Source organism: Pseudomonas cichorii (assembly GCF_003700275.1).
GTDB lineage: Bacteria > Pseudomonadota > Gammaproteobacteria > Pseudomonadales > Pseudomonadaceae > Aquipseudomonas > Aquipseudomonas cichorii_B.
The window spans coordinates 1-25,101 of the sequence record NZ_RBRE01000025.1 but is presented as its reverse complement, the minus strand read 5'-3'; the positions used below and the strand labels follow the sequence as shown (position 1 = coordinate 25,101).

Here is a 25,101-nt window from a genome sequence, read left to right as displayed (position 1 = left end):
CATGGCGAACCTGAGCGCGAAAGGCGCGAAAAAGTACGCTGAACTGCAGGCAGCTATCGCTGTGAGCTACGGCGTACCCGAGCCCACTCAGATGTTTTCCGTGGAAGCGACGGTTGCCCAGGAGCTGAACGAAGCGATCACCGCTCGTTCGGACTTCCTGGAGAAGATCAACGTCATCATGGTGACCGAGATCAAGGGCGAGAAAGTGTTTATCGGCGTCAGTGGCCCGGTCACCGGTCGCACCAACACCAAGGAAAACGACCGCGAGCCGAGTGACGTATCCCAGCTCGATGACGACCAGTACGAGCTGTTTCCGACTGAATCCGACGTGGCACTGCCTTACGCCACCATTGATGCCTGGGCCAAATTCCCCGATTTCAAGGATCGCTACTCGGCTGCCGTGCAAAAACGCATCGCACAGGATCGTATTGTTGTCGGCTTCCACGGTGTTTCTGCTGCTGCGCAGACTGATCGCAAAACCAATCCAAAGCTGCAGGACGTCAACAAGGGCTGGCTGCAGCAACTGCGCGAAAAAGTACCGCACCAGGTCATGAAAGAAGGTAAGGCTGGCTCTGGCAAGGTGACCATGGGTAAAGGCGGTGATTACGCCAACCTCGATGCCCTGGTACATGACGCGGTGCAACTGGTTGACGAAAACCTGCGTGAAGATGGCGACCTGGTTGCAATCATCGGCTCCGATCTGCTGGCTGCAGACAAGGCGAAGCTGTATTCGGCCCAGGGCGATACCCCGACCGAAAAAGAGCGCATCGAGCTGTCTCAGGTGATCGCCACCTACGGCGGAAAACCCGCGTACAGCGTCCCGAACTTCCCACCGAATTCGGTACTGGTCACCTCGTTCGACAACCTGTCCATTTACGTTCAGGAGTCCAGCTGGCGTAAGCAGACCGTTGAAAATCCGAAGCGCAATCGTGTGGAAGACTACAACAGCCGCAACGAGGGCTACGTCATCGAGCAGTTGGAAAAGGCTGCTCTGATCGAGAACGTGGAAGTTCTGCCTGATCCGGAGCAGGAAGCATGAGCCTGGCCCTGGCGCACAAGCGCCGTGTCCTGGCCGAGGGCGCAGTCGCTGTAGAGAGTGCTGCTATTGCTGCAGCGCTTCCTTATAGCGCTGACAACGCGCTCAAGAGTCCGGCCAATGCTCGCAAGAACCTGGCGTTGCTGGAAGCAGCCCTGGACCAGGATCTTCTGCGCCTCAGTGATCTGAAAGTCACGTCTGCCAAGCAAGAGCTGAAACGTAGCGAGCTGCTGCCCAAATATCTGCCCTACGTCCAGCGATACCGTGAGTCGGGCCTGAAGCTGCCGAATCGCGTCCTGGTCACGGTGATGATCTGGCTGTTCGACACCGTGCAGTTCGATGCCGGGCACGAACTGGCCCAGTTCGCCATGGACCAGGGCCAGGAGATGCCGGAGCGCTTCAAGCGGGACATCCCGACCTTTGTTGCCGATGCGGTGATCGAGTGGGCCTATGCGCAGTACAGCGCCGGTCGCAGTCCGGAGCCCTATCTGTCCGATCTGCTGCCGCGTGTCGACGGGGAGTGGGCACTGCCTGAACAGATCCCCAGCAAGTACCACAAGCTGATCGGTATGCGTGCCATGGCCGACGAGGAATGGGAAACCGCGCTTAAGCATTTTGAGCGCTCTACCGAGCTGTACGCAAAGGCCGGCAACGGCGAGCGCATCAAGCAATGCCGCAAGGCCCTGGCCAAGCAGCGCAACGCGACCACGACCGCAACCAGTTAAACCATCTTCCCACCCGCAGGGAGCTGCCACGGAAAGACCGAGCCATTTATGGCCCCGGCCTTACCTGAAGCCGCAACCTGCCCTATTTGAGTGACCTGCAGATGGGCTTTTCCGGAACCCCGACCACCAGCGCAACACCGCGCAAGACCGAGAACGACGGCTTTTGGCCCGATCTCGACCTGGGCGAGTTCCAGCGGACCCATCGCTTGCGAGCCGATCAACTGGTGGATCTGCAGGTCACTGAACTGAATCTGGCCATGGGGTCGGTGAACACCGATCTGGCCAGGAAAAAAGCGCAATGGCAGGCGGCTGGAGTGTCAGACGTTGAATCCGCAGACACCACCGTGCTGCCAGAGCGCACCTACATCGCAGAGCTTTATCGCCAGGCCGTCTACTACCGGGCCAAGGCCGAGCTGCTGCCCCAGTTCGCTACGGCAACCCGCCGCGAAACTGCCGAGAACACCGGCAAGGAAGCCCCCGAATCATCTGCAAACCTTCTGGCGCGCAGCCAGCAGGCTATTCGGGCTATTCAGGGACGTGGCCGCATCACGGTGGCACTGCTATGAACAAAATCCGTGCCCTGACCGACTACCTCAAGTCCTTCAACCTGGTGCTGCCTGAGCAGTTCGACAGTTGGGTGACGGATGCTTCCCAGGAGTTGATCTGGAAGCCAGAAGAGAACGGCATGTACATGGGTGATATGTCGTACACCGGGCATCTGAGCATGGATGACTTTAACGGCCAACCAGCGCGCCTGATGGCGCTCCTGGGCAGTTGGCTGGAAGCCCATGATGACGACCGGGACGATCTGCCGGCACCTGTTCTGAGTATCGATGTCACCGACCTGGCCCAGGACCTGGCCGACGTCACCATCAGTGTTCAGTTCGTCGAAGCGCAGTTCCTGACTGAGGATCCAGACGGCGAGATCGAAGCGTACGGCAAACGCTGGTCGACGATCCCCTATGAATTGTGGATCGCGGAGCAGGGCGAGGTCGTTCGCAATGACTGATGCCTTGAATCTCGACATTCGCGGGATGCTTGAAGCTCAGGATCTGCTGGAGCTGCTGGCCTTGCCGCCGCAAAAGCGCCGCCGCCTGATGAACAACGTCAGCAAACGTGTGCGCTCACTCAGTCGTCAGCGCGTGCGTAACCAGGTCAACCTGGACGGCTCGCCATTTGCCCCGCGCAAGGGTTCTGGCAAGGGCAAGAAGATGGAAGCCGGCCTAGCCAAGCTGCTCGATGTCGTTCGCCTGAGTGATGACGAGGCAGAGCTGGGCTGGCGCAACCGCCTGACCCGCTACGTGGCCTCGCAGCAGCACGAAGGCGCATCAGAGCGTGTGACGGCTCAGCAAATGCGCAAGCTGACCGAAGTGCCGCCAGGTACCGCGGCTACCGAAAAACAAGCCAAGCGCTTGCGACAGCTCGGCTACAAGGTCCGTCTGCCAGGCAAGAAAACGGCCACAAAACCAAGTGTGGCCTGGATCCAGCAGCACCTGGAGTACCCGAAAGCTGGCCTGCTGATCCGTGTCCTGGACAACGAACGCAAGGCTTCAACTGGCGCACAGAGCTGGGAAATAAAGCTTCCTGCCCGCCAATTCCTTGGTGCCAACCCCAGTGAAACCAAAGCCATGGTGAACCTGGTACTGCGCCAAATCATCACTGCACCCCGCTAACGAGGCATCACGCAATGGCACTCGGCAGAGTCTCCGTCAACAATCTCAACCTTGGACAAGGCACCAGTACCGAGGTCGAGCGGCTGTTCCTGTTCATCGGCCCTGGGGCCAAGAACATAGGCCAGATCCTGGCCCTCAATACTGAAAGTGATCTGGACGTCCAACTGGGCATTCCGGCCAGTGATCTGAAGACCCAAATCATTGCAGCACGGGCAAACGGCGGTGATCGCTGGGCATGCCTGGCTGCGCCAGTCACTGCAGACGGCGACTGGTCCACCGCGCTGACCTATGCACAGCAGCACGGCTATGACGTCGAAGCGGCGGTGATTACCAAGCCGGTGACGGATGAAGCCGAGCTGACCGCGATGAATGCGGCGGCAATAGGCGTACAGAACACCTACGGTCGCCGGATGTTCATCCTGGCCGCGACGGCGGGCATTACCCCCGCCCAGACCTGGGCGGAATACCAGATCGAGCAGCGCGACCTGGTCGCTGACCTGGTAGCTGATCGCGTGGTGGTTGTTCCTCAATTGCACGGCAACGATCTGGGCGTATTGGCGGGCCGACTGGCAAATGCGGCCACCAGCATTGCCGATACCCCCATGAGGGTGGCAACCGGCGCGGTTGAGGGGCTGGGGGCCACGCCTTCGGACAAGGACGGCATTCCTCTGCAGTCGGCTACCCGTGCCGTTCTCGACGCTGCTCGCCTTTCTGTGACGCAAACCTACGCCGGCTATCCAGGCGTGTACTGGGGCGACGGCAATTTGCTTGCCGCCCCTGGGGCCGATGTCCAGGTCATCGAATACCTGCGTGTCCTGGATAAGGCTGCGCGCCGTGTGCGTGTCCTGCTGATTCAGCGCATCGGTGATCGTCGCCTGAACAGTTCGGCGAACAGCATGGAAGTGAATCGCACCGCGCTGATGGCCCCCCTGCGCCGGATGGCCAAGTCCACCACGGTTGGCGCGAACGTGTTTCCCGGCGAGATCGAGCAGCCAACCAAGGCTTCCATCGTATTGAGCTGGACCAGCAAGACCGCTGTGGTCGCATTCCTGACCCTGCGCCCCCTGAACTGCCCCAAAGACATCACCGCCAACCTGGCGCTGGATCTGTCGACGAACGAAGCGGAGTAATCATGGCAACACGTATTGGCGGCAAGAGTTTTGATGTGAACCTCGGTGACAGCAAGGTTCATGTGGAAGCCGCAACCCTGGATATCACCGATAACACCGCTGTCAGCCAGAACCGTGGTGTACCGAATGGCCATGTGGATGGTGACGTCTCGGCAGCGGGCGAACTTGAGCTTGATATCGTCAATTTCAAACTGCTCAAAGAGCAGGCGGCATCAGCCGGCAGTTTTCGACAGATTGAACCGTTCGACATCGTTTTCTACGCGAAGGCTGGCGAAGACGAGATCAAGTATGAGGCCTTCGGCTGCAAGATCCGTCTGTCCAGCCTGCTGAGCATCGACCCAAAAGGCGGCACAAAGTCCACGGTGAAGGTGCAGTACGACGTCACCAGCCCCGACTTTGTTCACATCGATGGCATCCCCTACCTGGCTGCTTCCGAGATCGAGGGCCTGGCTTGATGGTGTGCCCGTTCGACCGTGCCCAAGCCCTTGAGCAGCGACAGCGCGACCAGGCCATTGCCACCGCGCTGGCCAAGCCACGCCCCACAGGCCCAAGCCTCACCCACTGTGAAGACTGCGATTGCGAGATCCCTCAGGCGCGCCAGGCGCTGGGCGGCATCACTCGCTGTGTGCCTTGCCAGACCCTTATCGAAAAAGGACTTCGCCGATGAGCACTAATCAGGCCGCCCAGGACACCGCCATCGCACTTGCAAAGGCGTCGCCCGCCATCGGTGTGGCCGCCACCGGCGCGACAGGAACCGTCGATTGGTCAGCGGTCGCCTACATGCTCACCGCCCTGTACATGGTGCTGCAGATCGTTCTGCTGGCCCCCAAGTACCGGCAGATGCTGCGTGACTGGAAGGTGAAGCCATGAGCCTGCGTACCAGGATCGTCACCGGGGCCCTTGCGCTGGTGCTGGGCAGCGGCACGTTGATGAGCTTTCTGGGCGATTGGGAAGGCAAGGGGCAGAACGTCGTCTACTCCGATCCGCTCGCCCAGGGATTGCCGACCGTGTGTGCCGGCATCACCAAACACACCAGCCCGTACCCCGTGGCGGTCGGCGACTACTGGTCTGATGAACTCTGCGCCGAAGTCGAGAAGCGTGTTGTCACCAAGGGCCAGTTGGCATTGGCCGACTGCCTCACGAACCCGAATATCCGCCAGGCCACCTTTGATGCGTTGTACAGCCATGGCCACAACGTCGGGGTGCCGAGCACGTGCGCCAGTCGCGCCTTGGCCCTTATCAACGCAGGGCGCATCGCAGAAGGCTGTCGTGCTCTTGCGTATGGCTCCGATGGCCGCCCGGTGTGGGCCTACGTGACCCGTGCCGACGGCACCAAACAATTCGTTCCCGGGTTGCACAAGCGCCGGATCGCAGAGATGGAGCTTTGCCTGAAATGACAATCGGCCTTCGACACATCCTGGTCTTTCTGTTGCTGGCCGGTCTGGTGGGGCTGGCCTGTTACCTGGCCGACGAGCTGGATGCCACCCGGCTCAAGCTGACCGGCACTCAAGAGCAACTATCGACCGCCAACGAGGAGCTGGAGGCCGCCCGCGAAGCGGCCCGCAAGACCGCCGTAATGCTTGACGCCCGTAACCAGGTCGACAACGAACGTACCGAGGCCCTGAACCATGCACGTACTAAAAACCGCGCTCTGCAGCTCGATGTTAATCAGCTCAATAAGCGGCTGCTCGTCAAAGCCACCTGCGTTGTGCCCAACGCCGCAGATTCCGGAGCCGCCAGCCTGGCTGATGCAGGCACCGCCGAACTCTCTGCAGACGCTCGACCGGATTATTTCACCCTCCGAGACGAACTCGCCCTTACCCGGGAAATGATCCTGGGCCAGCAGGACTACATCCGCCGTGTCGTTTTTGGCACATCGGCAACCGAAAAAACACTCAAACGAATGGAAGTAACGCAATGAACGAAGTAAATCGCAGCATCATCCTGGTAGTCGGCTCGCAAGAGTTCACGTTCAGCCTGACCCCCCTGGACATCACCAAGTATTTCAACTCGACGACCCAGAACAACAAGGTTGCTCCGGCTCACAACTTGCTGATGGGCACCGTCGCACAGGACGAGAAAGCCCGGCTCAAGCCGCTGCTGGAAAACCCGGTCACCACGATGACAATCGCCGGCGCACTGCTCGAGGAGTATTCGCCAGACGTTGACGTGATCGTAAAAAAGCCCTCGACCACGCCGAGCGCCTGACCGAAGACGGGCTGGGTCAGCTATTGGCCCTGACCCAGCGCTGGCTACCCGGTGCCGTGCCCACTATCGAAAACATGGGCACGGCCAAATGGCTTGAAGATGAGTATTTCAAACGCCTGGAATTCGCCGTCGCCAACGGCATTTCCCATGCATTTAACGGATAACACCGCATCATGGCTGATCGTTCCGCTCGCCTCGCGTTCATCCTGAGCCTTACCGACAAGGTCAGTGCCCCTCTGAACAAGGTGAAAACCACATTTTCAGACTTGGCTGAACAGGGCGAAAACAACATCAAACAGATGGGCACCGGTCTTGCGGGGCTGGTCGGCGCAGGCGTGGCCATCAACGAATCACTGCAGCCAGCGCTTGAAATGAATCGCGCCTTGGGCGAGGTCCGTTCCCTCGGCGTGGCCGAGGATGCACTTGAGTCGCTGAACCGAAAAGCACTGGAATTTTCCATCGCTTACGGGGCCAACGCCGTCGAATTTGCCGCCTCGGCCTACAGCATCAGCGGTGCAATCAAAGGCCTGGCCGGCGACCAACTGGCCACCTTCACGAACACCAGCAACCTCTTGGCCAAGGCCACAAAGTCCGACGCGGCAACTATGGGCGCGTACGTCGGCACGATGTACAACCTGTTCAAAGGTCAGGCCGACGCCATGGGTAAAGGCGCTTGGGTCGAGCAACTGGGAGGCCAGACGGCCCTGGCTGTGCAGTTGTTCAGGACGGACGGCGCGCAGCTCAAGGACGCTTTTAAAGAAGTCGGCGCAATCGCGACCCAAGCCGGCGTCAGTGTCGCGGAGCAGATGGCCGTGATCGGCTCGCTGAGCAGCACAATGGAAGGCGGCGATGCCGGCGGACGCTATAAAGCGTTCTTTGAAAATATCGGCGCTGCGTCCGAAAAGCTCGGCATGAAGCTCACGGATTCAGCGGGCAACACGCTGCCGATGCTGGAGATCCTGGACAAGCTGCAGGCCAAGTACGGCGACCTGACCAGCGCCTCGGCCGGCAGCAAGTTGATGGAAGCGTTCGGCGGTGAGGGTGCCCAGGTGCTCGGCTCGCTGGCCAAGGACACCGACCGGCTGCGCAACGGTATCGACGCCCTGGGCAAAGTCCGAGGCCTCGAAAACGCTGACAAGATGGCAAAGGCCATGGTGGATCCGTGGATGCAGTTTTCGTCTGCAGTACACGCGCTGCGCACGTCCTTTGGTCAGGCCCTGATTCCGACGCTGACACCGCTGATGGATAAGCTGGTGAGCATTGCCGCCACGTTGACCCGCTGGACACAGATCTTCCCGAACATCACCCGCGTGATCGGCATTACCGCGCTGATTATTCTGGGTATTACCGCTGCAATGGCCGCGCTGACGATGGTCGTCGGAATCAGCAAGATGGCCTGGCTGGGCATGGTCACGGTCTGGAAGCTGCTTAATTGGCAGGGCTACAAGTCGATTGCGATGTTCATCCTGAACGCCTTGTATATCACTGCGTTGGTGGTGGTGATGACGACGCTGTACACCGCGTTGGTCATCGGTCGCACCGCCATGATGTTGTGGCAAGGCGCGATTTGGCTGGCCAACGCCGCCCTGTTGGCAAACCCGGCGCTGCTGATTGTTGCCGGCATCGTTGCCCTTGTCGCTGTCGTTGCTGCCGCAATCGTCTACTGGGACCAATGGACCGGCGCGCTGATGAATACCGCCGCGTTTCAGTGGATCGCTGGCCAGTTGCAGGCGCTTTCGGACTGGTTCGGCAAGATCGGCGGCTGGAGCGGCATGGCCAAGGTCGCTTGGGACGGAATCGTCAACATCTTCAAGACCGCAGTAAGCGGCCTGATCGAGATCCTGAACAAAATCCCGGGCGTGAAGATCGATGCTGTTTTCAGTGATCTGCCAGCGCCGCCCGAGGTGCCGGATCTGCCCGGGGCAAAGGCCACATTGCCAGTGGCCGCTGGTATTCCAGATCTGCCCGGGGCATCTGCCCCGGCCCAGAAAGCCCCATTTTCATTACCGCTCAACGAAATGCTGATGCCGCCAGGCCTGCCACAAGCGCAAGAGCCGCGCACGTCGAGCGTGCCCTCGATCAGCCCGAGTAAACCCCTATCTGTTCCCCGTGGAGGACTGATGCAGAGCATCCAGAACACAACCATGAATCAGCGCCCCGGCACGCATGTCGAGAAGGTCGAGATCCACACCTCGAAGCCGATGACGCCCCTTGAGCTTGAAAGCATGGTTGCCATGTCGGTGGGTGGCTGATGGCCGAATACATTGACTTGCTGATCGTCGACAACGACCTGGCTCTTGATCTGTCGCAGCAGCCGAATCAGATCGAGGATAGGGCCTGTATTGCGCAGGACATCGCGCACATGATTCGCGACAGCGGCCTGCTTGTAACGCTGGTGGCCGAGCGCGACCGGCTGCGTCAGCGCGACTGCATCCAGCAACTGGAGCTGCTTGTCGAGACAGACACACGCCTGGTCCCAGGCACGGCGCTGATCACCCAGCAGTCCCCTGGGCAGTACCTGGTCACGGCCACCACCCTGGAATTCGGTTCAGTGGAGGTGACGCTTGAGTGACGTTGACTTCAAGCAAGCGTTAGCCGATGCAGGCATTCCAACGACCGAGGCCGGTCTGCGTGCCGCGTGGGAGGCTGAGGTTGTTGCCCAGGGCAGCAAGGTGAGCAACACCAGTGCCTATTCGCCGTTCTGGCGGGTCGTTACGGCCCTCGTTACAAAACCTGTGCTGTGGATCCTGGACTTCGTTGTCGCGACGGTGCTGCCGAACTTCTTCGTGAAGACTGCAGTTGATGCATGGCTCGACATGCTGGCCTGGGCCGTCGACGTCGAGCGCAAGGGCGCGACAAAGGCCGCCGGCGTTTTGCTGTTCACGCGCACGGCTCCTGGCGGTTCGTTGATCGTCGGGGCCGGGACCGTGGTTACCTCGGCTTCGATCAATGGCCATGTCTACCAGCTTGTTACCACCGCTGACGGGATCTTTGCCGATGGCCTGATGCAACTGGAAATCCCGGTCGAGGCAGCAGAAAGCGGATCTGGCTATAACCTGGCACCGGGTTACTACGCGATCCTGCCGACGCCGGTACCGGGCATTGCCCAGGTAGTGAACGCGGACAACTGGCTGACCACACCAGGCACGGACTCAGAAGAAAACGACGAGCTGCGATTGCGGGTCCGTAACCAGTTTTCGGCGGTCAATCAGTGGCACACCGATGCCGTCTACAAGGCGATGATCTCTGCGTTTCCGGGCGTGCGGGCAGACGGTGTGTATTTTGAGCACGGTGCCCCGCGTGGGCCAGGCAGCGCCAATGCCTACGTGCTTTTTGAATCCGGCGTGCCGGCGGACACGTACCTGGAGCAGATCAACGCGCATATCCGCGACGAGGGAAATCATGGCCATGGCGACGATATGTTGGTCATGGTCGTGCCGGAAACCGTTCACGCGCTGCGCCTTGAAGTCTGGCCGCGCTCGACGCTGACCGCCGAGCAACTGCTGACGCTGCAGGCAAACATCGATCAGTTCGTGCGTGCGGCCTTCCGCGAGAACAGTGACTATCAGCCGACGCGGACCTATCCCCAGTCGCGCTTTTCATTCAGTCGCCTGGGCGAAGAGCTGCACCAGCAGTTCACCGGTATTGAGTCACTGTCATTCACGAACAGCGACATCGTGTCAGAGCTGACGATTCCCCGGATCCAGAGCCTGGAGGTCGTGCTGCATGATTAAGCTCGACCTAAAGTTCTGGCTCGCCGGTACCGAGCTGACAAAGCTGAAGAACGCCGCGCAATTTTGGTGGGAAAAAGTCGAGGAATGGCTGCGCTGGCCCTTGATGCAGATGGATGCCGAAACCTGTCACCTGGTCGTGCTCGATCTGCTGGCCTGGCAGCGGGACATCACCCGCTTCAAAGGCGAACCCGAAAGCCTGTACCGCTTGCGGGTCAAGTACGCATTCATCAACGCCGTAGATGCCGGCAGCACATCAGGGATGAAACGCATCCTGGTGCGCCTTGGTGTGGGCTACGTCGAGATCGAGGAGCGTCAGCCAGGCCGCGACTGGGACATCGTGCTGCTACGCCTCTCAGACAGCCAGCTCTCGAAAAACCCCGAGCTGCTGCGCGTGCTGATTCAGCAGTACGGGCGCACCTGCCGCCGTTATGAATTCTCAACCATCACACCAGTGGCCTTAACCATCGCCCTGGTGGACTTCAACGACGATCAGCAAACGCTGGTCGCCCGCCTTTAGGAGTACCCACATGGGTGCAAATATTACCCTTGCCGGCGAAAGCCTCATTGCACAGAAGCAAGGTGCAAAAGAAGCGCTGCGCATTGCCCGCTTCATCTTCGCCAACGTGCCAGATCTGGACACCGCCGGTGCGGTGGACCGTGCTGCAGCGAAGCCCGCTGCAGGTCAGATCGTTTACAGCTACGACATCCCCGACAAGAACAGCGGCTATGTGAACCCCAACCAGGTGGTGTACAGCGCGCAGATCGGCTCGGACGTGGGAGACTGGGACTTCAACTGGATCGGCCTTGAAAGCATCGAGGGCGTGTTGTTCGCGGTGTCGTATGTGCCGCTGCAACAGAAGCGCCGCTACATCCCGCCGCTGCAGATCGGCAACAACCTGACCCGCAACTTCCTCGTGGAGTTCGACGGCGCCCATGCACTGACCGGTATCACAATCGACGCCAGTACATGGCAGCATGACTTCACAGTGCGTCTTGCCGGCATCGATGAGCGCGAGCGACTGAGCAACCGCGATGTGTTCGGGCGTGCCTGTTTCTTTGGCAGCGCCCTGCAGCTTGAAAAGGCCGGCACGACTTATCAGCTCAAGCCTGGTACTGCGTACATCGAGGGCATTCGACTTGTGCAATCAGCGGCCTTGCCGGTTGTCATGCCGGCGCTGCCAGCCCAAGTCTGGATTGACGTCATGCTGCAGCGTGAGCTGAGTGATGTGGTCGCCCGATTCAGTGTGGTGTTTGGCGCAAACCTGGTCGATTACATCGATGCCCAGGGCAAGCCGCATTACTGCGTGCCAATTGCCAACGTGACCGCCGCAACGCTTGTAGACCGCCGGTCTGTCGAGCCGGTCAACGGGCCGCTGGTGCAGCAGTTCGCGTTCCGGACTGGGGATTACGCCGGACTGCGCGCCCGGGCCACTACAAAAGAGGACGTCGGGCTGGGCAACCTGCCGAATGCTCTCAGTGATGATCCGGTCAGCAACAGCAGCCAGATCCTGGCGACGACGAAATCGGTCATGGCGGTGCTTGAGCGAGTGCAAGCCCTTGAATTGCTGGATGCGGCTGCCGGGCCTTTGACCTTTAACCTGCCTGCATCGAATACGGCATTGGGCGTCAGGGACATCACCTTGCGTCGCATCGATGTGACGATAAACCCCGTTGTCATTACGGCTGCCGGCAACGACAAGTTGATGCTGGATACCACGGCATATGCGAACGGGCAGTCCTCGACTGAACTCCTGTTTGCCGGCGATTTTCTGCATCTGCGTAGCGATGGCAAAGGGAAGTGGTGGTGTGTAGGGCAAGCACAGTTGCCGGCAAGCATCGTGTCCGGTTTGTTTGTTCAGGCCGCTGCCGGCTCGTACACCTACACCGTTCCGCCCGTGCTGCGCAGTGGTCGTCGACGTGCAAACGTCACCGTTATTGGTGGCGGCGGTGGCGGGGCCTACGCATACGACATGGTAACGACCGGGGCGGGCGGTGGCGGATATGCCTTTAAACCCCTGGACCTAACGGGCGTGTCGTCGGTGGCCATTGTGGTTGGGGCGGGCGGTCCCGGAAGCGTCCCGCACATGGGCAACGGGGCCAATGGCGGCACGTCAAGTTTCGGGGCGTACATCAGCGCAACGGGTGGCCAAGGTGGCCAATACCAACCGGGTGTCCTACCGATTGGGGGCAAAGGCGTTGGTGGGAGCATCAACGTCGCCGGCGGGATGGGCAGCGCTGGCCAGACAAATGGCCAAGGTGGAGCAGGCGGCGGAAACGTTCTTGCGAGTACCGCGCCTATTTCTTCAAGCGGTGTGCCAGGCGTTTGGCCGGGAGGCGGAGCTGGATCCCGCTCACAAGATGGACTGCCCGGCTTAGGTGCGGACGGCATGGTTAAAGTGGAGTGGTAAACAGTATGTGGGCACGAATTGAAAATGCTGCAGTCGCGGAAACAACGGACGTGGACCCAACGGGCAAGTTTCACCCGTCACTGATCTGGGTGCCTTGCCCGGCGGATGCCAAGCCAGGATGGGGGTATGAGGGTGACAAGTTTCAGGCAAGCCCCTCAGACGTCAACGCGCTGTATCAAGCGCAGGGTCAGCGGATCAGCCTCGCGTGTGAAACGGCGGTTGCCGGCTCTCTGGACGTCGAGTTCAAGGCGCATATGTGGCAGAAAGCCAATGAACTCAAGCGACAGCTGGATCTGGCCCTGGCAGCGGGCGACCTGGACGCGCTGCAGGCTGTGACCTGGGACGACGAGCAATGAATGCCTGGCTCCCCGTCACAATGCGCTGGCCTGAGCAGGCCACGGGCTGGATGGACGATCTGTCAGCGGCAAAGGACCTGGCCAGCGGCGAGCTGGTCAGCACCGGGCAACGCTTGGCGGGTCTGGCCGGGATGGTCAGCACCAGCCCTGGGCCTGTGGGGGCAGCCGCCGAAAGCGTGATCGAGGCCGGCAAGGCCGCGATGGCAAATACCCTGGGCGAAGCGCCGGCGTGCCTCACAGTGACGCCGTTTCAGTCCGGGATCGGGCAAGGCAAGGGCAATCAGCGCTTTCTGTCGGCACCGAATCTGCTGCAGTTGCTTGCGGATAAGCTCACCGATATCACGGATGACGGTCGCCCAGTAGAGCCGCAATACGCGCTGTCGATCCTGTTCCTTGCGACGCACTACGGACAGCTTGCCAGCACCTTGTCACGCTTCAATGCACTGCTGCCGATGCCGGATCTGGTCCGGGCCGAGCGCCGGGCGCAGAGCCTCTCGACTCTGGAAACAGACAAGTGGGTGATCCCTACGGCGGGCACGTTGCCGCGCTGGGGAAGCCTGCCGCTTGAGCGCTGCACAGTGCTCAAGTCAGCGAAGCAGGCCATGTCCGGACAGATTGCAGCCCTGGAGAGCTACGCCGACAGCTCGCCCCTGGAGGATCTGGCCGCGCTGGCCAGCCGCAAGGCCGAGCTGCAGCAGAGACGTGACCAGGAACTGGACGACCTCAAGGCCCTGCTGGCCGGTAATGACGAAGACGCAACGATGCGTGCAAGGCTGATCGGCCCTGGTACGCCTGCTGAACTGAGCAAGGAGCTGCTTGCGGGCGGTGACGATAGCCCTGGCCATGAATGGGTGCTTTCGTCCGGAACGCTGCTTGTTGGCTCGCTCTCGGGCCTGAGCTTTGTGCGCGAGCTGGTAGGCCTATGACAATTCTTCTCAACGGCGAGCAGATCATCGGCAACCGCATGAAAGTAACCGCGAACCTCAAAATAGAAGCCGATGACATGAGCGGCCAGACGTCTGGTACCGAGAAATCGCACAAGGGCTTCAAGCCCAAGACACTCACCGTGGCGATGACGATTCGGTACAAAGACAAAGCCAATCTGCGCACGCTCATGCGGCTGGCTGAATCGACTGAAGGCGGTGGCCAGCTCACGACGTATCGGATCGTGAACGACACCGCCGAGGCCTTCGGTGTCCGGCAAGTGACATTTGCAGATGGCGTCAGCGCCCGGGAAGACGACAGCCTTGCTCAATGGATCATCCAGTTCACGCTCAGTGAGAAGCTGTCGAATCCTGAAAAGGTCGAGAACCGGCGCGCTGGCAACTCGGTCACGTCGCAGTCGGCACCAGGCGACGGTGTGTCGGGATCGGATGGGAGCACCAAGCCCGAAGAGCTGACCGGCTTTGAGGCCGTCATGAAGAAGGTGGACAATTACCTGGGCGGTGGGGCATGAAACTCCACAAGATCCTGACCATCGACGGCAACGTTGTTTCCCTGGTCAAAGACGAGGTTCGCCTTGAGCTGAAAAGCCCAGGGCGTGCGATGTTCACGATAAAGGCCAGTGCCCAGGTGAAAGGCCTGGTGACGTTCGATATCGGCTACAACGAAGCCACGCTGCAGCGTCACTTCATCGGCTACGTCGAGCGCTGCACTGCCGCCAATGGCGTGGAGCAAGTGGTGTTCTGCCGCGAGCTGGCCGCCGTGCTGGCCAACCCGTTACCGATGAACCTTCGCCATGCAGATATGCACACGGTTTTGGCTGATATCAGCACAAAGACCGGACTGCGTTTTCGGGTGCCTGACAAGGCATACACCCGGACCAAGGTCGCCTATTTCTACAGCCTGGCGGCTGGGTATCAGGCCCTGGACAGCCTCGGGCGGGTCTTCGGGATCGAGGACTTTATCTGGCAGCAGCAGGGCGATGGCGAGGTGTTCGCTGGATCCTGGGCTGACAGCTTCTTCGGTGCTCGATCACCTCTCCAACTGCCCGTGAGCCTGTTCGACGGGTATCAAGGAAATCAAAGCGCGATGATCGCTGCCCTACCAGGCATGCGACCAGGCGTTTCATTCAACCAAGGCGAGCGGATCACAAGCGTGACACTCGCCGGAACACAGATGGCGATAAAATGGACGACGCAATCAAGCGCAGCGTAGAACGCCTTTTTCCTGAACTCACCGGCGGCTACCACTTGCCGCGTTTTGGCCGTGTTGTGTCCGTTCCGGACGCGCCGGCCAGCGCAGGCCTTTGCGATGACTTTCGTCCGCGCTATGCCGTTGATATCGAAGTGCTGACTGCAGACGGCGAGCCGGATCCGGATCTGCCGGTACTGGCCGGCGTGCCGTTGCCGCTGGCCAACGGCGGCGATGAAATGGGCATGTTTGGCTTTCCGGAGGAAGGCACCCGCGTGGTCGTGTGCTTTGCCTACGGGCTGCCCAGCAGCCCTTACATTCAGTCGATCCTGCCGCACGGCCTGAGTCTGCCCAAGGTGCCGAAGGGTGACCAGGTGTGGCAGCACAGTGATGCGGTGCAACAGCGTGTTGATGCGGATGGTAACTGGCTGCGCAAGACGGATGGCAAGATCCGAGACGAAGCCATCGAGCGCGAGGTGGAAGCCCTGGGCAACTCGGAGCAGTTCCAGAGCCACGCCCGGAACGTTGACGATCATTCAACAGAGACGGTCGGAGGGATCAAGAAGATCGAGGCGTTGGGTGCGCTCAAGTTGCTATCAGGCGGATCTGCGAGCCTGGCTGCGACTGACGATCTGCACATTGCCACCGGACGAGATCTGAATCTGGTCGTGGCTCAAAAGTATAACACCACGGTCGGTGGTGACATGCAGGAGCGGATCGAGGGGCTACGTCAGAGCGTTGCGAAGGGAAGCCAGCGCCTGCAGGCACCGAAAAACTGGGTAGGGTCCAGCGGCGTTAACATCTTCAAGGTGCTGTGTGACACCTTGGATCTGCTCCAGGAGATGAACACTCAGATCGCAGCGCATACACATGGGCCGACACCCCCCCCAAGTAGTGCAGGAGAATTTACTGGAAATGCAGCGAAGGCTGTATTAATGTCCACTAAGCTATCCGCAATAACGTTATAACCAGTTAACAAAATTCAAATTTAATTTCTCTCTTGCTCGTTATTGCAGTATTTTGCTGCCTCTTTGTTTCCTGACTCGAATCTCAGATCTAATCGGGTTAACTACTGAGGCATCAACGCTGCCTGGCTCATTATCTGCAACTGAGATCAGAGTTACACCAGATACCGCTATCGTCAAACCAGGCAGGTTGCTTTCAGGGCGACCGGATAGTGTCAAGGCAGTGCCGTGAGCCTCGAACTGTACAGTCAGTCCATAATATCCTTCGTGAATATTTTGATCTCGTAATAGTGCCACCAAAAGCTCATGAATGGAGAAAGCTCGATTTTTACCAGTCATTAGATTTTCCTATGATTTCAAGGCTCCCCAAACTCTTTGTAGTAGGCTACTTATTTGAGAGGGCGTATTACCTAGCTAAAAGACACAAAAGCCGAACTCACAGATCGGGGTACGTCGTAAATCCACATAATCTTGTGCGCGCAGCAAAATCTCAGCACTCGTTATTTTTCTACCGCACTGCCTACATTCAAATGAAAAAAAACCTCGCCTGCCGATAAATAATGCATCTAGCGGTTCATAGCCTAGGCAGCATAACCTGCCTTCACTCGCGTTACCTTCCCGAGTCATGATTGCTCCTCCCTGCCTTCTGTTGGTAAGACCGCGGGGTTAGGGGGGCGGCCATTTTTGATTGATAAGCCTTGCGACAATCAATGATTCATCAATTACCCGTTCTGGCCCTTCAGCCAACAACAGCGGTGGCATATCCAAGTAGCTCGCCACATCAAATTTCGCTTGAATTGCAAGTGCATAGGGATCAAAGCCGAGTTGGAATGCTGCATGAAAAACGGCTACAAGTGAATTGCAGTAAACCTTTTCAGAACTATTTTGCATAATGACATCCTTGATAACCTTCAGAAGCAGAGTCTTCTCTTAGCTGCCTCACTGATAAAATCAGTCCTTAGATTGAAGTTCGTCTTCACAATCACTTCAAGTTTAAATCGAACATTATCCGGCCACCGGTCAGTCCGACTCCAAGTCGGAGCATTGATCCTGCTCGCACACAACCGCCTGTCAGAAACACGTGCCCGCTATCGACAAGCAGTTGACTCGAAAGCTAATCGGGAGTTGTATTTGATTTCTGCTCAATAAGAGGAAGATTAGTGACCATGCTTTAAGTGTTGATTGATGATTTACCGAGAGATAAAGCTCGTAGTGGCATAAATAGATTACTGCCTAGCCTCATCTCTAAATATGTTCAGAACTGAACCTGGCTGTATGTGGTTTGCGTTCAAAACAGGGAATCATCTTCATTATTCAGCTCAAGGATTGTGAGGCTTTACTTGGTGTTACTGACGAAGCCGTGCTCCGACGGATTGAAAGCGGTGTTAGTCGCACTCCCTGCAAGTGAAGTCCTTAAGTCTCAGAGCTGGGTGTAGTAAGCAGAGGGTCCGTCCATCCTAGGCCCTCTGCCTTTTATGATCTCAGGAGGCATTGCAAGCGATGTATTGTGTTTCCGCCGAAAAATGTGGTGGTGCAGAAAAAATCATCTGGAAATTCACTTATCCCCCTCCCGCCGACGCGCTTTGTGTCCTAAAAAAACGCAAACACCTGGTGTGGTGCAACCGGTGCTCCAGGCCACGCCGTCTGTGGGCTTCCCTGGGCGATCAGCCATTGCACACAGTGCAACCTTTTGCAGAAAAATGTCATGGCGTTGCACAGCGGTGCTGCAGGCGGTCACGGATGTGGAAATGCTGGGGTGCCAGGATTCATTGGGTGAAAAATTGAGAAACCGGTGAAAGGGTGGATTTTCAAAAACTGATCGGCTCTCGAAACACCACATCCGGTTGTTGGCGGTAGGCCCCCACAAAACGCTGGAAGCTAGGGGTATTGGTAATGGAGCTCCATGTGACCAACCGTTTGCATTGCATTTGCTTTCTCATGTGCATTCTTGATGCCACGACCGTTGCCGCCCCCGGGTAATAACGATAGGGGACGAGAAGCCACCGGTGCCGTCGGCATCACCGACTAAGCGATCAAGGACTGATCATCCTCAAGGCCTGTCAAGCCTATGTGCGAAGTAACAGTGCCCCTCATTAAATCAATCTGAAACTCTACACCTTACCCGAATCTGTTCGTAGCTCGTCCTTCACCCGGGCTACCCACCGATTGACGGTATGAGGATCTTTGCCTAATGTCAAAAGGCCATTCGGAAATAAAAATTCATTTTGATTTTTTAGGGAGATTATAATGCAGGAATTAGCTACTTATTCATTTGTTACGAAGTTGTCAGATCTAGAAAGCGCTGAAAAGCGTTTTCACGCATTAGACGAACTGTTTGTTAGATGGATGCAGAAAAAGGGTGTCACAGATTTTACGCAAGAAAAAGGACGCTTCCAAAGCAACGCTGAAAATGCAGTGGGAAGTTACACGAGAACTACTGTGAATAACGCGCTGGGCCGGTTGTCTGAGATTTTAATGATTGACATCGTTCCGAATGAGCATGCGTTTATAACAAATATAAAATTTTGTCAGATTGAAGATGCAGTCTCTGTGTATTGCTCGCTGTCTGCAAATAGGCTTTCCCATGTTATCGCGCCACTCAAACTCCTCCCTCGCTGCCCTTCTATAATAAGAGATATAATAAGTTCATATAATGATTGGGAGCTAGGGGGCGAAGCCGTCCCACCCACCATTCCGGTAGAATATTTTGGAGAGGATAAGGGGGTGGTATTGTGTGAGAGGTTGCTTGATGAGAACAGGCACTTCCCCATTATAATAGTGTCCACTGATAAAGTAGTTTGGCGTGACTTAGCCGATAAGCTGGCCAGAGATTTGGTAGGAATCGCCCATATTGCAACAGTTGATGAGCATGGATCTTGGGCTCTTACTGACGAGTTAGGTAAACAGAACTCTTGTTACCTCGGCGCAGTTCGGCTTTACTGGCCATTAGGAGTGCAGGATGATCTCCGGTCTACAGTCTGGACTGCGGAACAGCTTGAGAAAAAATTTGGGACGAACGTCGCTGGGATGAGTAATTTTTTATCCGTTGTACGTAGGGTAGTGATGGAAACGTCTTCCTTGTCTCTATCGGTGCCCAGAGGTATGCGCGAAATCTCGAAGCGTGAATTGCGAGACCGTATTGGTCGGTCGAACGCTCAACAGCGAGAGGAAGAGTTAAACTCTATAATTAATGAAAACAGCGACCTGGCCGATAGTTTGGACAAGGCGAAGGCGGAAATTGCTAAGTTAAAAGGTAAACTGACCTCGCTGTACTCTGAACTGGCTCAAGCTGGGCTTGAGGAGGATGAGGACGTCGAGAGTGAAGAAGAGAAAAAGCCCTCTGAGATTCATGTTCCATTTGTACCCGGGGAAACAAGGTACTACAAAAAGACCAAAAAAAGTGGGCCGGCTGATAATCTGGTTGTAACTAACTCCTGTAACCATAATTCATGGAAAACACTGCATAAAGCTATTCAAGCAGAAAAGGGAATTCAGAAGCTGGAGGGAAGCAAAGATTACAAAACTATCCAACGTTGCACCGAATGTACTGGGGGGGGGCGATGGAAGGTTCAATGGTAACACGCTGACGCGTTCTGCAAGCTCGTGAAGGCCTCAGTGGATTTACGAGCTTGGCAGTATTATAGCGGAAATCCAGGGGGCTAACGGCTGATCTGACTGTATAGACCGAAAGGAAAGTTGCCGAATAGACGGAAATTTCAATCATTTTTTGAGAGCTGGAGAACCCTTGCTGCGTCACACGATTGAAGCTCTCCGCCAATACTAGGTCGCGACAGACGCAGGCGGCCAGTGACGACACAGCAGGCAGGTAAGGTAAAACCATCCGTTGAAAGCTAGAAAAGTGTCCACAATATGTCCACACCAAAAGTGAATACTGCTCCCATATCTCACATATATATCTGAAAAACATGGTAATTAAGGCTACTCTCAGCTATTGTTGAGTACTTTTTTGGACTTGTAATCAGTAGGTCCCGGGTTCGACTCCTGGTGCCGGCACCATACGAAGTACCAAGAAAGGCTCATCGAAAGATGGGCCTTTTTTGTTTGGGTACAGTTTTGTGAGCGGGAGTTTGTTCGCGACAGGGCCAGTTGACGGTAGCAACGCCATCAACCGCCCATCACCGCTGTAGGACTCCTCTGAACTTCAGCGATACCCTCAGCAACCGCTTGTAGATGCCTGACGCCACGACTACCTTCCTGCCTGTCGCCAAACCAGCGACCGGGTTTAGTCGCCTGAACATCGTCAAGCAAAAGCGAGCACCATAACCATCGCCCGTGTCCTCGACACCGGCATGGCGTTTTATGGCAGCTGTGCACGGGGCACCTTCGGGTGCGCCGGGTGCTTGACGTCCCGGTCGACTAACCCGTGCATAGCCGCCGCCTTTCGTTTAGTCGCGAAACGTGATGGCTCAACCACGTCAAGGACGTCACCATGGTCAGCTCTACCAAAGCCCCTCCCCAAACCGCAGCAACACCTCATGAAATCAATGTCGGCCTGTTCAACGTAAAACCCGGCGTCAGGGTTGAAGATGCCTTGGTGCTTGCATCCGAATACCTCGCCTGCGCAGCGGCTACCGCTTATGAAACGGCGGATAACAGCACGAAGGAATATCGCCCGCTAGCTAGAGCGGTGGTGCATCAGATAGAGGCGGCTTTGGCGCTTGTTGAGGCTTCGGTGGCGGGGTTGGAGGAGAGGCGCCAAGTGGGTTGAGTTCAATATTCTGAGTTGATTTGGGCTTGCTGTCTTTTTCTATTCGGGTCTATCCAAACAGGGGGGCAAATCCGTTCTGTTTGGAGAGGCATCACTTGAAAATCTGAAGCCCACGTCAGTGTCTATGAAAAACTACTGATACCCACATGTGGATAATTTGATCTACTGCCGCAGAGCTCCCACGCAATCGAGGCTTGCCCGAGTTATCCACAGGCGAAGAAAAGATTGGGCAAAGCGTTTTCGTTGACTGCAATCCAGTTGGCCAGGGCCTTTGAGGCTACGCCACATCGTAGTGGTTCTGCCAAAGTGCGATTAGCGTCCGGCGGCTCGTACGGTCAAAGTGATGTGATGGATGCCTACTTTTACCAGTGTGCCCACTGCGGCAACTCATCCCCTTTCATAGCTGCCCTGCAGCAACCTATCCGCTTGGCCATTTCCTTGCGCCAACCTGCGCCCGTCTCTTTCTTCCGGAAAGAGACAGGCGCTCCTACCGCTGCTGCACCCCAAATCGTACAAGGGTTTGCGGCATTCCCCCTCGTGACAATCGGCGTGACAAACACCGAAGTCACCAGCAACAGCGATGCAGATGATGGTGCCGCAGCCCACGGAATGGACTGCACCTGACTGACAGTCAGGCATGCCCCGGTCATTGCTTCACTGCCTTCACCCGGCTCAGGATCTCGCGGCGCTGGTTGCGTCAGCCAGTGCAGCCTCCACCCGCCCACTTCTTCGGAAGTGCTCAGGAGGCCAGATCATGAGATGCACAAGCTCCCGGTCGTAAGGAGCCGCCAGTCCCGCGTTAGTGGACAACCCTCACAGGTCGCAGGGGCCTTGATCCCTGATAACACTCAACATTCTTGGCGGGATGACGTGGGGCGAGGATCGGAGATCGGAAGATGAGGTGACCGACATGGCATTGGTGGGTAAACGCGATGGTCGTAATTTCGGCTACGGCAGACAGTTGAGCTACGCGGGGCCGCAAGCGCTGAAAGACATGTTCGGAGGAGGCCACTACGGCACGGTCAAGGCGCACTGTGATAGGTGGCGGGCATTCGTAAAGTGGTGTCGTTCCGATCAGGGGCCCGGTATCAATGATGCGCGGCAGATCAATCGGAAGGTGTTGGCCGACTATGCAGCATCTCTGCGCGATGCCGTTGGGCGCGGTGACCTCGCCGTTAGTACCGCACAAAATCGGCTATCCAGCGTTAACAGGACCATGGCAGCGCTTCGCGGTGATCAGTGCGTGAAATTGCCAAGCCCGAGCAAGGCTTTGAGTATGCAACGCACCGGAGTTCGCCAGTCGATGCCGCAGGGCAAAGACCGCAAACAAGTTAAGCAAATCGTAGATGCGCTTTGCCGCGATCATCAGCAACGGGCCGCCGCAATTGTCCTGTTGGCGCGAGCCACCGGCATGCGCTTACGTGAGGCCGTTTTGGCTGACCTGCCACGGCTGAGCCGTGAGGCTGAAGACTTAGGCAGGATCAACATTCAGGATGGCACCAAAGGCGGCCGCTCCGGCGCCTCGGCACCACGATGGATTGCGGGGGACGACCATGTTCGCGAAGCACTCAGGTTCGCACAGCAGGTATCGCCTGCGGGTAGCCGCAACCTGATTGCACTACACGAAAGCTACCTGAATGTTCTGCAAGAAGTCACCCGCCCTGCGAGGGACATCCTGCATACACACAATCTCAAAGGCTTCCATGAGCTACGAGCGGCGTACGCGTGTGAGCGCTATGAGCAAATCACCCAACACCGAGCACCTATCTACGGCGGCAAATGTTGCCGAATAAATCAGTGCCTTGATCGTGAGGCACGGAGGCAGATCAGCTATGAACTGGGCCATGGACGGATCTACGTGGTCGCTGCCTACATTGGAGGACGGACATGACCAAGCCATTCGATATGGAGTTGTTCTTGGCTGGCGTGCTGACCGGGTCGCACGCGACGCGGCAACGTCATTTGCGACAGGCGACGCTTATCCAAGTTGAAATTGCAAAGCGCTGGCAGCGAGAGACACCTTGGACCTGGCAGAGAAAGCATCTGACTTGGTTTCTAGAACATCACATGAGCCAATCCAGTGCGGCGACGCGCTATTACTACATACTGACGTTCCGCTTGCTCGCAAAACGTTTAAAAACGTCATGGTTTTTCAAACTCTAAAGAGAGCTGATACTGACAAGTAAAGTCGGAAGCAGTTCGAAAGCAGCATACATACTTTTACACCAACGACCCTAAAAAATATTCAAACTCCACCGCTCAATTATTAAGAGATTCTTTATAAGAAAAAACGCTTAATCGAACCTCACAAACAAACTTGCCGAAAGATACAATAAAAGCAATAATACTAAGATTCAAACCATCACAAGGAAGACTTTAGATGCCAAAAAGGAACAAACAAAATATAGAACCATGCTTGCCAGAATACTACCAACTACCGTTCGAGTTTTTGCATAGAAGGTATCTGAAAAACCTTAGCAGAGTAGTGAGGCAGACACGTTCGGAAATTAAAAAGAAGTATGAAGCAAAAATATCAACAGGCGTCAACCAGATCCTAACAGGGGATAAGGCCTTTACATTGCTTCGAAGCTTTCTAGATGAACTGGAAGAAGCAATTAGATTGATTGCAACTAAACACTCTCCTTTTTTCTGGTTGCATTTATATCGCCGCATTGGATTAGGGCATATTTCTGAGGCTTTTGAGAAGTCCGATGCTTCTACCCTGGCTGCAGTTAGAAGAACTGTTGAATCAGCGATATTCAAACACAGCGACATAAATAACCTTCATGACATGTCGCTTTCGGACAAAATCGCGCCAAACGAGGTTTTAGACGGTCTTTTCTTTGAAATACACTCACTTATGGGACACTCCGAAGACGACATTAATAAACTCTGGGAAAAGTACCATAATCAGTGGGTGCTAAGTGATTACAAACGCGAAGACCATCAAGCGATATACATACTCGAAGGATATGCTTATGAATATTGGCGTGCGATGGCAAATATGCGAGCAATCGCGAAAGGTGCAACCCTTCATGTTTCGGCCAGCGGAAAGTGGAGAGGCGATAGATCAGAGGAGCTTGATCGCCTGATACAAATTTATGACCGCCGTCTTGCGAGAGGCCAGAGTTACTTTAGTTCAGCCAAAGGTCTACTCAGCTTCAACAGCTTTGAGAGCAATCCCGATGCACCGATGAAAAATAGGATACTTTTTGCTAGTTACAACTACAATCAAGTCCCCCTATCAAAATTTTCTGACCAAGTTACATTTTTGAGAGGCGAGTCAACTAACTTCGTTCCTATGATGTTGGACGGAGAAAGCTTTCTCAGAGCCCATAAAATAATGACCAAACCATTTCTTAAGAAATGGGGTTTCAGCTTAGAGAATGTTATTCTATTTCTCTCAACTTTGTCAGCATACGTATTAGGCATAAAAATACAAGATTCACCGACAGCTGATTTCGGATTAGTTCAATTCCTACAACGGGCATACATACAAGTCAACATGAGTAATGACTTGCTCATCAACACACTACTCGATACAGCTAAAAAGTTTAGCGATCTGAGCAATGAGGAATCCAACAGCTTTTCTGAAGAAATTGGTAAAATTTTTCAGCATTTCCAACTATCATTCGATAATCAGTCTAGAGCCTCCCTGTGGAGTCTGGGCCCAAGGCCTTTGATAGTACCTCACGGCGAGACCAACATCATTGATATTGGCGGCCTGCAATTAGTCCTCGAAAACTTATTCTTCTCACTTAGAGAAAATCAGCAACAGCGCGGCTACGAGTTTGAGACTATCCTTAGAGCTGAGACTGAAAAGAGGGGATTTGAACTCCTACCAAATCGAATTTTGCGCTTTTCAGATGATGAGTATCGAGAAACTGATCTAGCTATAAAAGTTGGCAATACCTTAGTTTTGTGTGACTGCCGAAGTATAGAGCGACCTCTTGACCTTTTTTTGGGAAAACCTTCAACCCAGCAATATAGAACTGAACTTCTTC

Annotated in this window: 30 protein-coding genes; 28 read left to right on the top strand and 2 right to left on the bottom strand. The window is 56.2% G+C overall.

The genetic code is table 11. The features are described 5' to 3' along the window. The first annotated feature begins 1 nt into the window (after window position 1). The 23 genes from ALQ04_RS06050 to ALQ04_RS05945 all read left to right on the top strand — a co-directional run bounded on the left by ALQ04_RS06050 (window position 2) and on the right by ALQ04_RS05945 (window position 16,371). Entirely contained in the window at window positions 2–1,039 is a 1,038-nt protein-coding gene (locus ALQ04_RS06050; RefSeq protein WP_122314925.1) for a phage major capsid protein, P2 family, read from the top strand. Beyond that, window positions 1,036–1,761 (top strand): phage terminase small subunit, encoded by a 726-nt coding sequence (gpM, locus tag ALQ04_RS06045; RefSeq protein WP_122314924.1) that lies wholly within the window; start codon window positions 1,036–1,038, stop codon window positions 1,759–1,761. The genes ALQ04_RS06050 and gpM overlap by 4 nt, the downstream gene beginning before the upstream one ends. Before the next feature lie 101 nt (window positions 1,762–1,862). Then, window positions 1,863–2,327, top strand: coding sequence for a head completion/stabilization protein (locus ALQ04_RS06040; RefSeq protein ID WP_122314923.1), 465 nt, complete (start codon window positions 1,863–1,865; stop codon window positions 2,325–2,327). After that, window positions 2,324–2,770, top strand: a complete 447-nt coding sequence (locus ALQ04_RS06035; protein ID WP_095068229.1) for a phage tail protein — start codon at window positions 2,324–2,326, stop codon at window positions 2,768–2,770. Before ALQ04_RS06040 ends, ALQ04_RS06035 begins: the two co-directional genes overlap by 4 nt. Then, window positions 2,763–3,434 (top strand): phage virion morphogenesis protein, encoded by a 672-nt coding sequence (locus ALQ04_RS06030; protein ID WP_095068230.1) that lies wholly within the window; start codon window positions 2,763–2,765, stop codon window positions 3,432–3,434. The genes ALQ04_RS06035 and ALQ04_RS06030 overlap by 8 nt, the downstream gene beginning before the upstream one ends. Window positions 3,435–3,448: 14 nt before the next feature. Continuing rightward, window positions 3,449–4,564 (top strand): DUF2586 domain-containing protein, encoded by a 1,116-nt coding sequence (locus ALQ04_RS06025; protein WP_095068231.1) that lies wholly within the window; start codon window positions 3,449–3,451, stop codon window positions 4,562–4,564. Between the two features lie 2 nt (window positions 4,565–4,566). Beyond that, a complete protein-coding gene (locus ALQ04_RS06020; protein ID WP_095068232.1) occupies window positions 4,567–5,019 on the top strand; it encodes a phage protein in 453 nt (150 codons plus the stop codon). Then, window positions 5,019–5,231 (top strand): TraR/DksA family transcriptional regulator, encoded by a 213-nt coding sequence (locus ALQ04_RS06015; protein ID WP_122314922.1) that lies wholly within the window; start codon window positions 5,019–5,021, stop codon window positions 5,229–5,231. The genes ALQ04_RS06020 and ALQ04_RS06015 overlap by 1 nt, the downstream gene beginning before the upstream one ends. After that, entirely contained in the window at window positions 5,228–5,434 is a 207-nt protein-coding gene (locus ALQ04_RS06010) for a hypothetical protein (RefSeq protein ID WP_095068234.1), read from the top strand. The genes ALQ04_RS06015 and ALQ04_RS06010 overlap by 4 nt, the downstream gene beginning before the upstream one ends. Then, the gene (locus ALQ04_RS06005) at window positions 5,431–5,961 is read left to right on the top strand and encodes a lysozyme (protein WP_095068235.1); all 531 of its coding nucleotides are present in this window, start codon (window positions 5,431–5,433) and stop codon (window positions 5,959–5,961) included. The genes ALQ04_RS06010 and ALQ04_RS06005 overlap by 4 nt, the downstream gene beginning before the upstream one ends. Beyond that, window positions 5,958–6,485 carry a lysis system i-spanin subunit Rz gene (locus ALQ04_RS06000; RefSeq protein WP_095068236.1) on the top strand — a complete coding sequence of 176 codons (528 nt, stop codon included), beginning with the start codon at window positions 5,958–5,960 and terminating at the stop codon, window positions 6,483–6,485. The genes ALQ04_RS06005 and ALQ04_RS06000 overlap by 4 nt, the downstream gene beginning before the upstream one ends. After that, window positions 6,482–6,772, top strand: a complete 291-nt coding sequence (locus ALQ04_RS05995) for a putative phage tail assembly chaperone (RefSeq protein WP_095068237.1) — start codon at window positions 6,482–6,484, stop codon at window positions 6,770–6,772. Before ALQ04_RS06000 ends, ALQ04_RS05995 begins: the two co-directional genes overlap by 4 nt. Before the next feature lie 23 nt (window positions 6,773–6,795). After that, the gene (locus ALQ04_RS26860; RefSeq protein WP_177434664.1) at window positions 6,796–6,936 is read left to right on the top strand and encodes a DUF6890 family protein; all 141 of its coding nucleotides are present in this window, start codon (window positions 6,796–6,798) and stop codon (window positions 6,934–6,936) included. Between the two features lie 9 nt (window positions 6,937–6,945). Continuing rightward, window positions 6,946–9,024: a phage tail tape measure protein gene (locus tag ALQ04_RS05990; protein ID WP_095068238.1), complete on the top strand. Its 2,079-nt coding sequence runs from the start codon at window positions 6,946–6,948 to the stop codon at window positions 9,022–9,024. After that, window positions 9,024–9,344: a DUF2590 family protein gene (locus ALQ04_RS05985; RefSeq protein ID WP_095068239.1), complete on the top strand. Its 321-nt coding sequence runs from the start codon at window positions 9,024–9,026 to the stop codon at window positions 9,342–9,344. Before ALQ04_RS05990 ends, ALQ04_RS05985 begins: the two co-directional genes overlap by 1 nt. Next, entirely contained in the window at window positions 9,337–10,506 is a 1,170-nt protein-coding gene (locus tag ALQ04_RS05980; protein ID WP_095068240.1) for a baseplate J/gp47 family protein, read from the top strand. The genes ALQ04_RS05985 and ALQ04_RS05980 overlap by 8 nt, the downstream gene beginning before the upstream one ends. Further along, complete coding sequence (locus ALQ04_RS05975; RefSeq protein ID WP_095068241.1) at window positions 10,499–11,023, top strand: phage tail protein; 525 nt, start codon at window positions 10,499–10,501, stop codon at window positions 11,021–11,023. The genes ALQ04_RS05980 and ALQ04_RS05975 overlap by 8 nt, the downstream gene beginning before the upstream one ends. A 10-nt stretch (window positions 11,024–11,033) precedes the next feature. Then, window positions 11,034–12,914, top strand: a complete 1,881-nt coding sequence (locus ALQ04_RS05970) for a phage tail protein (RefSeq protein WP_095068242.1) — start codon at window positions 11,034–11,036, stop codon at window positions 12,912–12,914. Window positions 12,915–12,919: 5 nt separating this feature from the next. Next, window positions 12,920–13,270 (top strand): hypothetical protein, encoded by a 351-nt coding sequence (locus tag ALQ04_RS05965; RefSeq protein WP_095068243.1) that lies wholly within the window; start codon window positions 12,920–12,922, stop codon window positions 13,268–13,270. Next, window positions 13,267–14,196: a hypothetical protein gene (locus ALQ04_RS05960; RefSeq protein ID WP_095068244.1), complete on the top strand. Its 930-nt coding sequence runs from the start codon at window positions 13,267–13,269 to the stop codon at window positions 14,194–14,196. The genes ALQ04_RS05965 and ALQ04_RS05960 overlap by 4 nt, the downstream gene beginning before the upstream one ends. Continuing rightward, complete coding sequence (locus ALQ04_RS05955; RefSeq protein WP_095068245.1) at window positions 14,193–14,726, top strand: DNA-binding protein; 534 nt, start codon at window positions 14,193–14,195, stop codon at window positions 14,724–14,726. The genes ALQ04_RS05960 and ALQ04_RS05955 overlap by 4 nt, the downstream gene beginning before the upstream one ends. Next, a complete protein-coding gene (locus ALQ04_RS05950; protein WP_095068246.1) occupies window positions 14,723–15,427 on the top strand; it encodes a hypothetical protein in 705 nt (234 codons plus the stop codon). Before ALQ04_RS05955 ends, ALQ04_RS05950 begins: the two co-directional genes overlap by 4 nt. Further along, a complete protein-coding gene (locus ALQ04_RS05945; protein ID WP_095068247.1) occupies window positions 15,400–16,371 on the top strand; it encodes a hypothetical protein in 972 nt (323 codons plus the stop codon). Before ALQ04_RS05950 ends, ALQ04_RS05945 begins: the two co-directional genes overlap by 28 nt. 39 nt (window positions 16,372–16,410) lie before the next feature. On the opposite strand, the gene ALQ04_RS26690 is transcribed toward ALQ04_RS05945, so the two are convergent. Both ALQ04_RS26690 and ALQ04_RS05940 read right to left on the bottom strand, forming a co-directional pair. Next, window positions 16,411–16,707: a hypothetical protein gene (locus ALQ04_RS26690; protein ID WP_143498987.1), complete on the bottom strand. Its 297-nt coding sequence runs from the start codon at window positions 16,705–16,707 to the stop codon at window positions 16,411–16,413. Window positions 16,708–17,034: 327 nt separating this feature from the next. Further along, on the bottom strand, window positions 17,035–17,259 hold the full coding sequence (locus ALQ04_RS05940) for a hypothetical protein (protein ID WP_095068248.1): 225 nt from the start codon (window positions 17,257–17,259) through the stop codon (window positions 17,035–17,037). 1,356 nt (window positions 17,260–18,615) lie between these two features. On the opposite strand from ALQ04_RS05940, the gene ALQ04_RS05935 reads away from it, so the two are divergent. From ALQ04_RS05935 to ALQ04_RS05910, 5 genes are all read left to right on the top strand, one after another. Continuing rightward, complete coding sequence (locus ALQ04_RS05935; RefSeq protein WP_122314921.1) at window positions 18,616–19,947, top strand: hypothetical protein; 1,332 nt, start codon at window positions 18,616–18,618, stop codon at window positions 19,945–19,947. An 871-nt stretch (window positions 19,948–20,818) separates the two neighbouring features. Continuing rightward, window positions 20,819–21,097, top strand: a complete 279-nt coding sequence (locus ALQ04_RS05930) for a DUF6124 family protein (RefSeq protein WP_122314920.1) — start codon at window positions 20,819–20,821, stop codon at window positions 21,095–21,097. Window positions 21,098–22,007: 910 nt separating this feature from the next. Then, window positions 22,008–22,988, top strand: coding sequence for an integrase domain-containing protein (locus tag ALQ04_RS05920; protein ID WP_122314943.1), 981 nt, complete (start codon window positions 22,008–22,010; stop codon window positions 22,986–22,988). Then, window positions 22,985–23,260 (top strand): hypothetical protein, encoded by a 276-nt coding sequence (locus tag ALQ04_RS05915; RefSeq protein ID WP_122314919.1) that lies wholly within the window; start codon window positions 22,985–22,987, stop codon window positions 23,258–23,260. Before ALQ04_RS05920 ends, ALQ04_RS05915 begins: the two co-directional genes overlap by 4 nt. Before the next feature lie 217 nt (window positions 23,261–23,477). After that, on the top strand, window positions 23,478–25,101 hold a 1,624-nt coding region (locus tag ALQ04_RS05910; protein ID WP_259644943.1), incomplete at its 3' end, for a hypothetical protein.

Excerpts from the sequence above, each read along its gene's own strand:
- ALQ04_RS06050 (WP_122314925.1), top strand. The coding sequence starts at position 2 with ATGGCGAACCTGAGCGCGAAAGGCGCGAAAAAGTACGCTGAACTGCAG.
- gpM (WP_122314924.1), top strand. The coding sequence starts at position 1,036 with ATGAGCCTGGCCCTGGCGCACAAGCGCCGTGTCCTGGCCGAGGGCGCA.
- ALQ04_RS06040 (WP_122314923.1), top strand. The coding sequence starts at position 1,863 with ATGGGCTTTTCCGGAACCCCGACCACCAGCGCAACACCGCGCAAGACC.
- ALQ04_RS06035 (WP_095068229.1), top strand. The coding sequence starts at position 2,324 with ATGAACAAAATCCGTGCCCTGACCGACTACCTCAAGTCCTTCAACCTG.
- ALQ04_RS06030 (WP_095068230.1), top strand. The coding sequence starts at position 2,763 with ATGACTGATGCCTTGAATCTCGACATTCGCGGGATGCTTGAAGCTCAG.
- ALQ04_RS06025 (WP_095068231.1), top strand. The coding sequence starts at position 3,449 with ATGGCACTCGGCAGAGTCTCCGTCAACAATCTCAACCTTGGACAAGGC.
- ALQ04_RS06020 (WP_095068232.1), top strand. The coding sequence starts at position 4,567 with ATGGCAACACGTATTGGCGGCAAGAGTTTTGATGTGAACCTCGGTGAC.
- ALQ04_RS06015 (WP_122314922.1), top strand. The coding sequence starts at position 5,019 with ATGGTGTGCCCGTTCGACCGTGCCCAAGCCCTTGAGCAGCGACAGCGC.
- ALQ04_RS06010 (WP_095068234.1), top strand. The coding sequence starts at position 5,228 with ATGAGCACTAATCAGGCCGCCCAGGACACCGCCATCGCACTTGCAAAG.
- ALQ04_RS06005 (WP_095068235.1), top strand. The coding sequence starts at position 5,431 with ATGAGCCTGCGTACCAGGATCGTCACCGGGGCCCTTGCGCTGGTGCTG.
- ALQ04_RS06000 (WP_095068236.1), top strand. The coding sequence starts at position 5,958 with ATGACAATCGGCCTTCGACACATCCTGGTCTTTCTGTTGCTGGCCGGT.
- ALQ04_RS05995 (WP_095068237.1), top strand. The coding sequence starts at position 6,482 with ATGAACGAAGTAAATCGCAGCATCATCCTGGTAGTCGGCTCGCAAGAG.
- ALQ04_RS05990 (WP_095068238.1), top strand. The coding sequence starts at position 6,946 with ATGGCTGATCGTTCCGCTCGCCTCGCGTTCATCCTGAGCCTTACCGAC.
- ALQ04_RS05985 (WP_095068239.1), top strand. The coding sequence starts at position 9,024 with ATGGCCGAATACATTGACTTGCTGATCGTCGACAACGACCTGGCTCTT.
- ALQ04_RS05975 (WP_095068241.1), top strand. The coding sequence starts at position 10,499 with ATGATTAAGCTCGACCTAAAGTTCTGGCTCGCCGGTACCGAGCTGACA.
- ALQ04_RS05970 (WP_095068242.1), top strand. The coding sequence starts at position 11,034 with ATGGGTGCAAATATTACCCTTGCCGGCGAAAGCCTCATTGCACAGAAG.
- ALQ04_RS05965 (WP_095068243.1), top strand. The coding sequence starts at position 12,920 with ATGTGGGCACGAATTGAAAATGCTGCAGTCGCGGAAACAACGGACGTG.
- ALQ04_RS05960 (WP_095068244.1), top strand. The coding sequence starts at position 13,267 with ATGAATGCCTGGCTCCCCGTCACAATGCGCTGGCCTGAGCAGGCCACG.
- ALQ04_RS05955 (WP_095068245.1), top strand. The coding sequence starts at position 14,193 with ATGACAATTCTTCTCAACGGCGAGCAGATCATCGGCAACCGCATGAAA.
- ALQ04_RS05950 (WP_095068246.1), top strand. The coding sequence starts at position 14,723 with ATGAAACTCCACAAGATCCTGACCATCGACGGCAACGTTGTTTCCCTG.
- ALQ04_RS05945 (WP_095068247.1), top strand. The coding sequence starts at position 15,400 with ATGGACGACGCAATCAAGCGCAGCGTAGAACGCCTTTTTCCTGAACTC.
- ALQ04_RS26690 (WP_143498987.1), bottom strand. The coding sequence starts at position 16,707 with ATGACTGGTAAAAATCGAGCTTTCTCCATTCATGAGCTTTTGGTGGCA.
- ALQ04_RS05940 (WP_095068248.1), bottom strand. The coding sequence starts at position 17,259 with ATGCAAAATAGTTCTGAAAAGGTTTACTGCAATTCACTTGTAGCCGTT.
- ALQ04_RS05935 (WP_122314921.1), top strand. The coding sequence starts at position 18,616 with ATGCAGGAATTAGCTACTTATTCATTTGTTACGAAGTTGTCAGATCTA.
- ALQ04_RS05930 (WP_122314920.1), top strand. The coding sequence starts at position 20,819 with ATGGTCAGCTCTACCAAAGCCCCTCCCCAAACCGCAGCAACACCTCAT.
- ALQ04_RS05920 (WP_122314943.1), top strand. The coding sequence starts at position 22,008 with ATGGCATTGGTGGGTAAACGCGATGGTCGTAATTTCGGCTACGGCAGA.
- ALQ04_RS05915 (WP_122314919.1), top strand. The coding sequence starts at position 22,985 with ATGACCAAGCCATTCGATATGGAGTTGTTCTTGGCTGGCGTGCTGACC.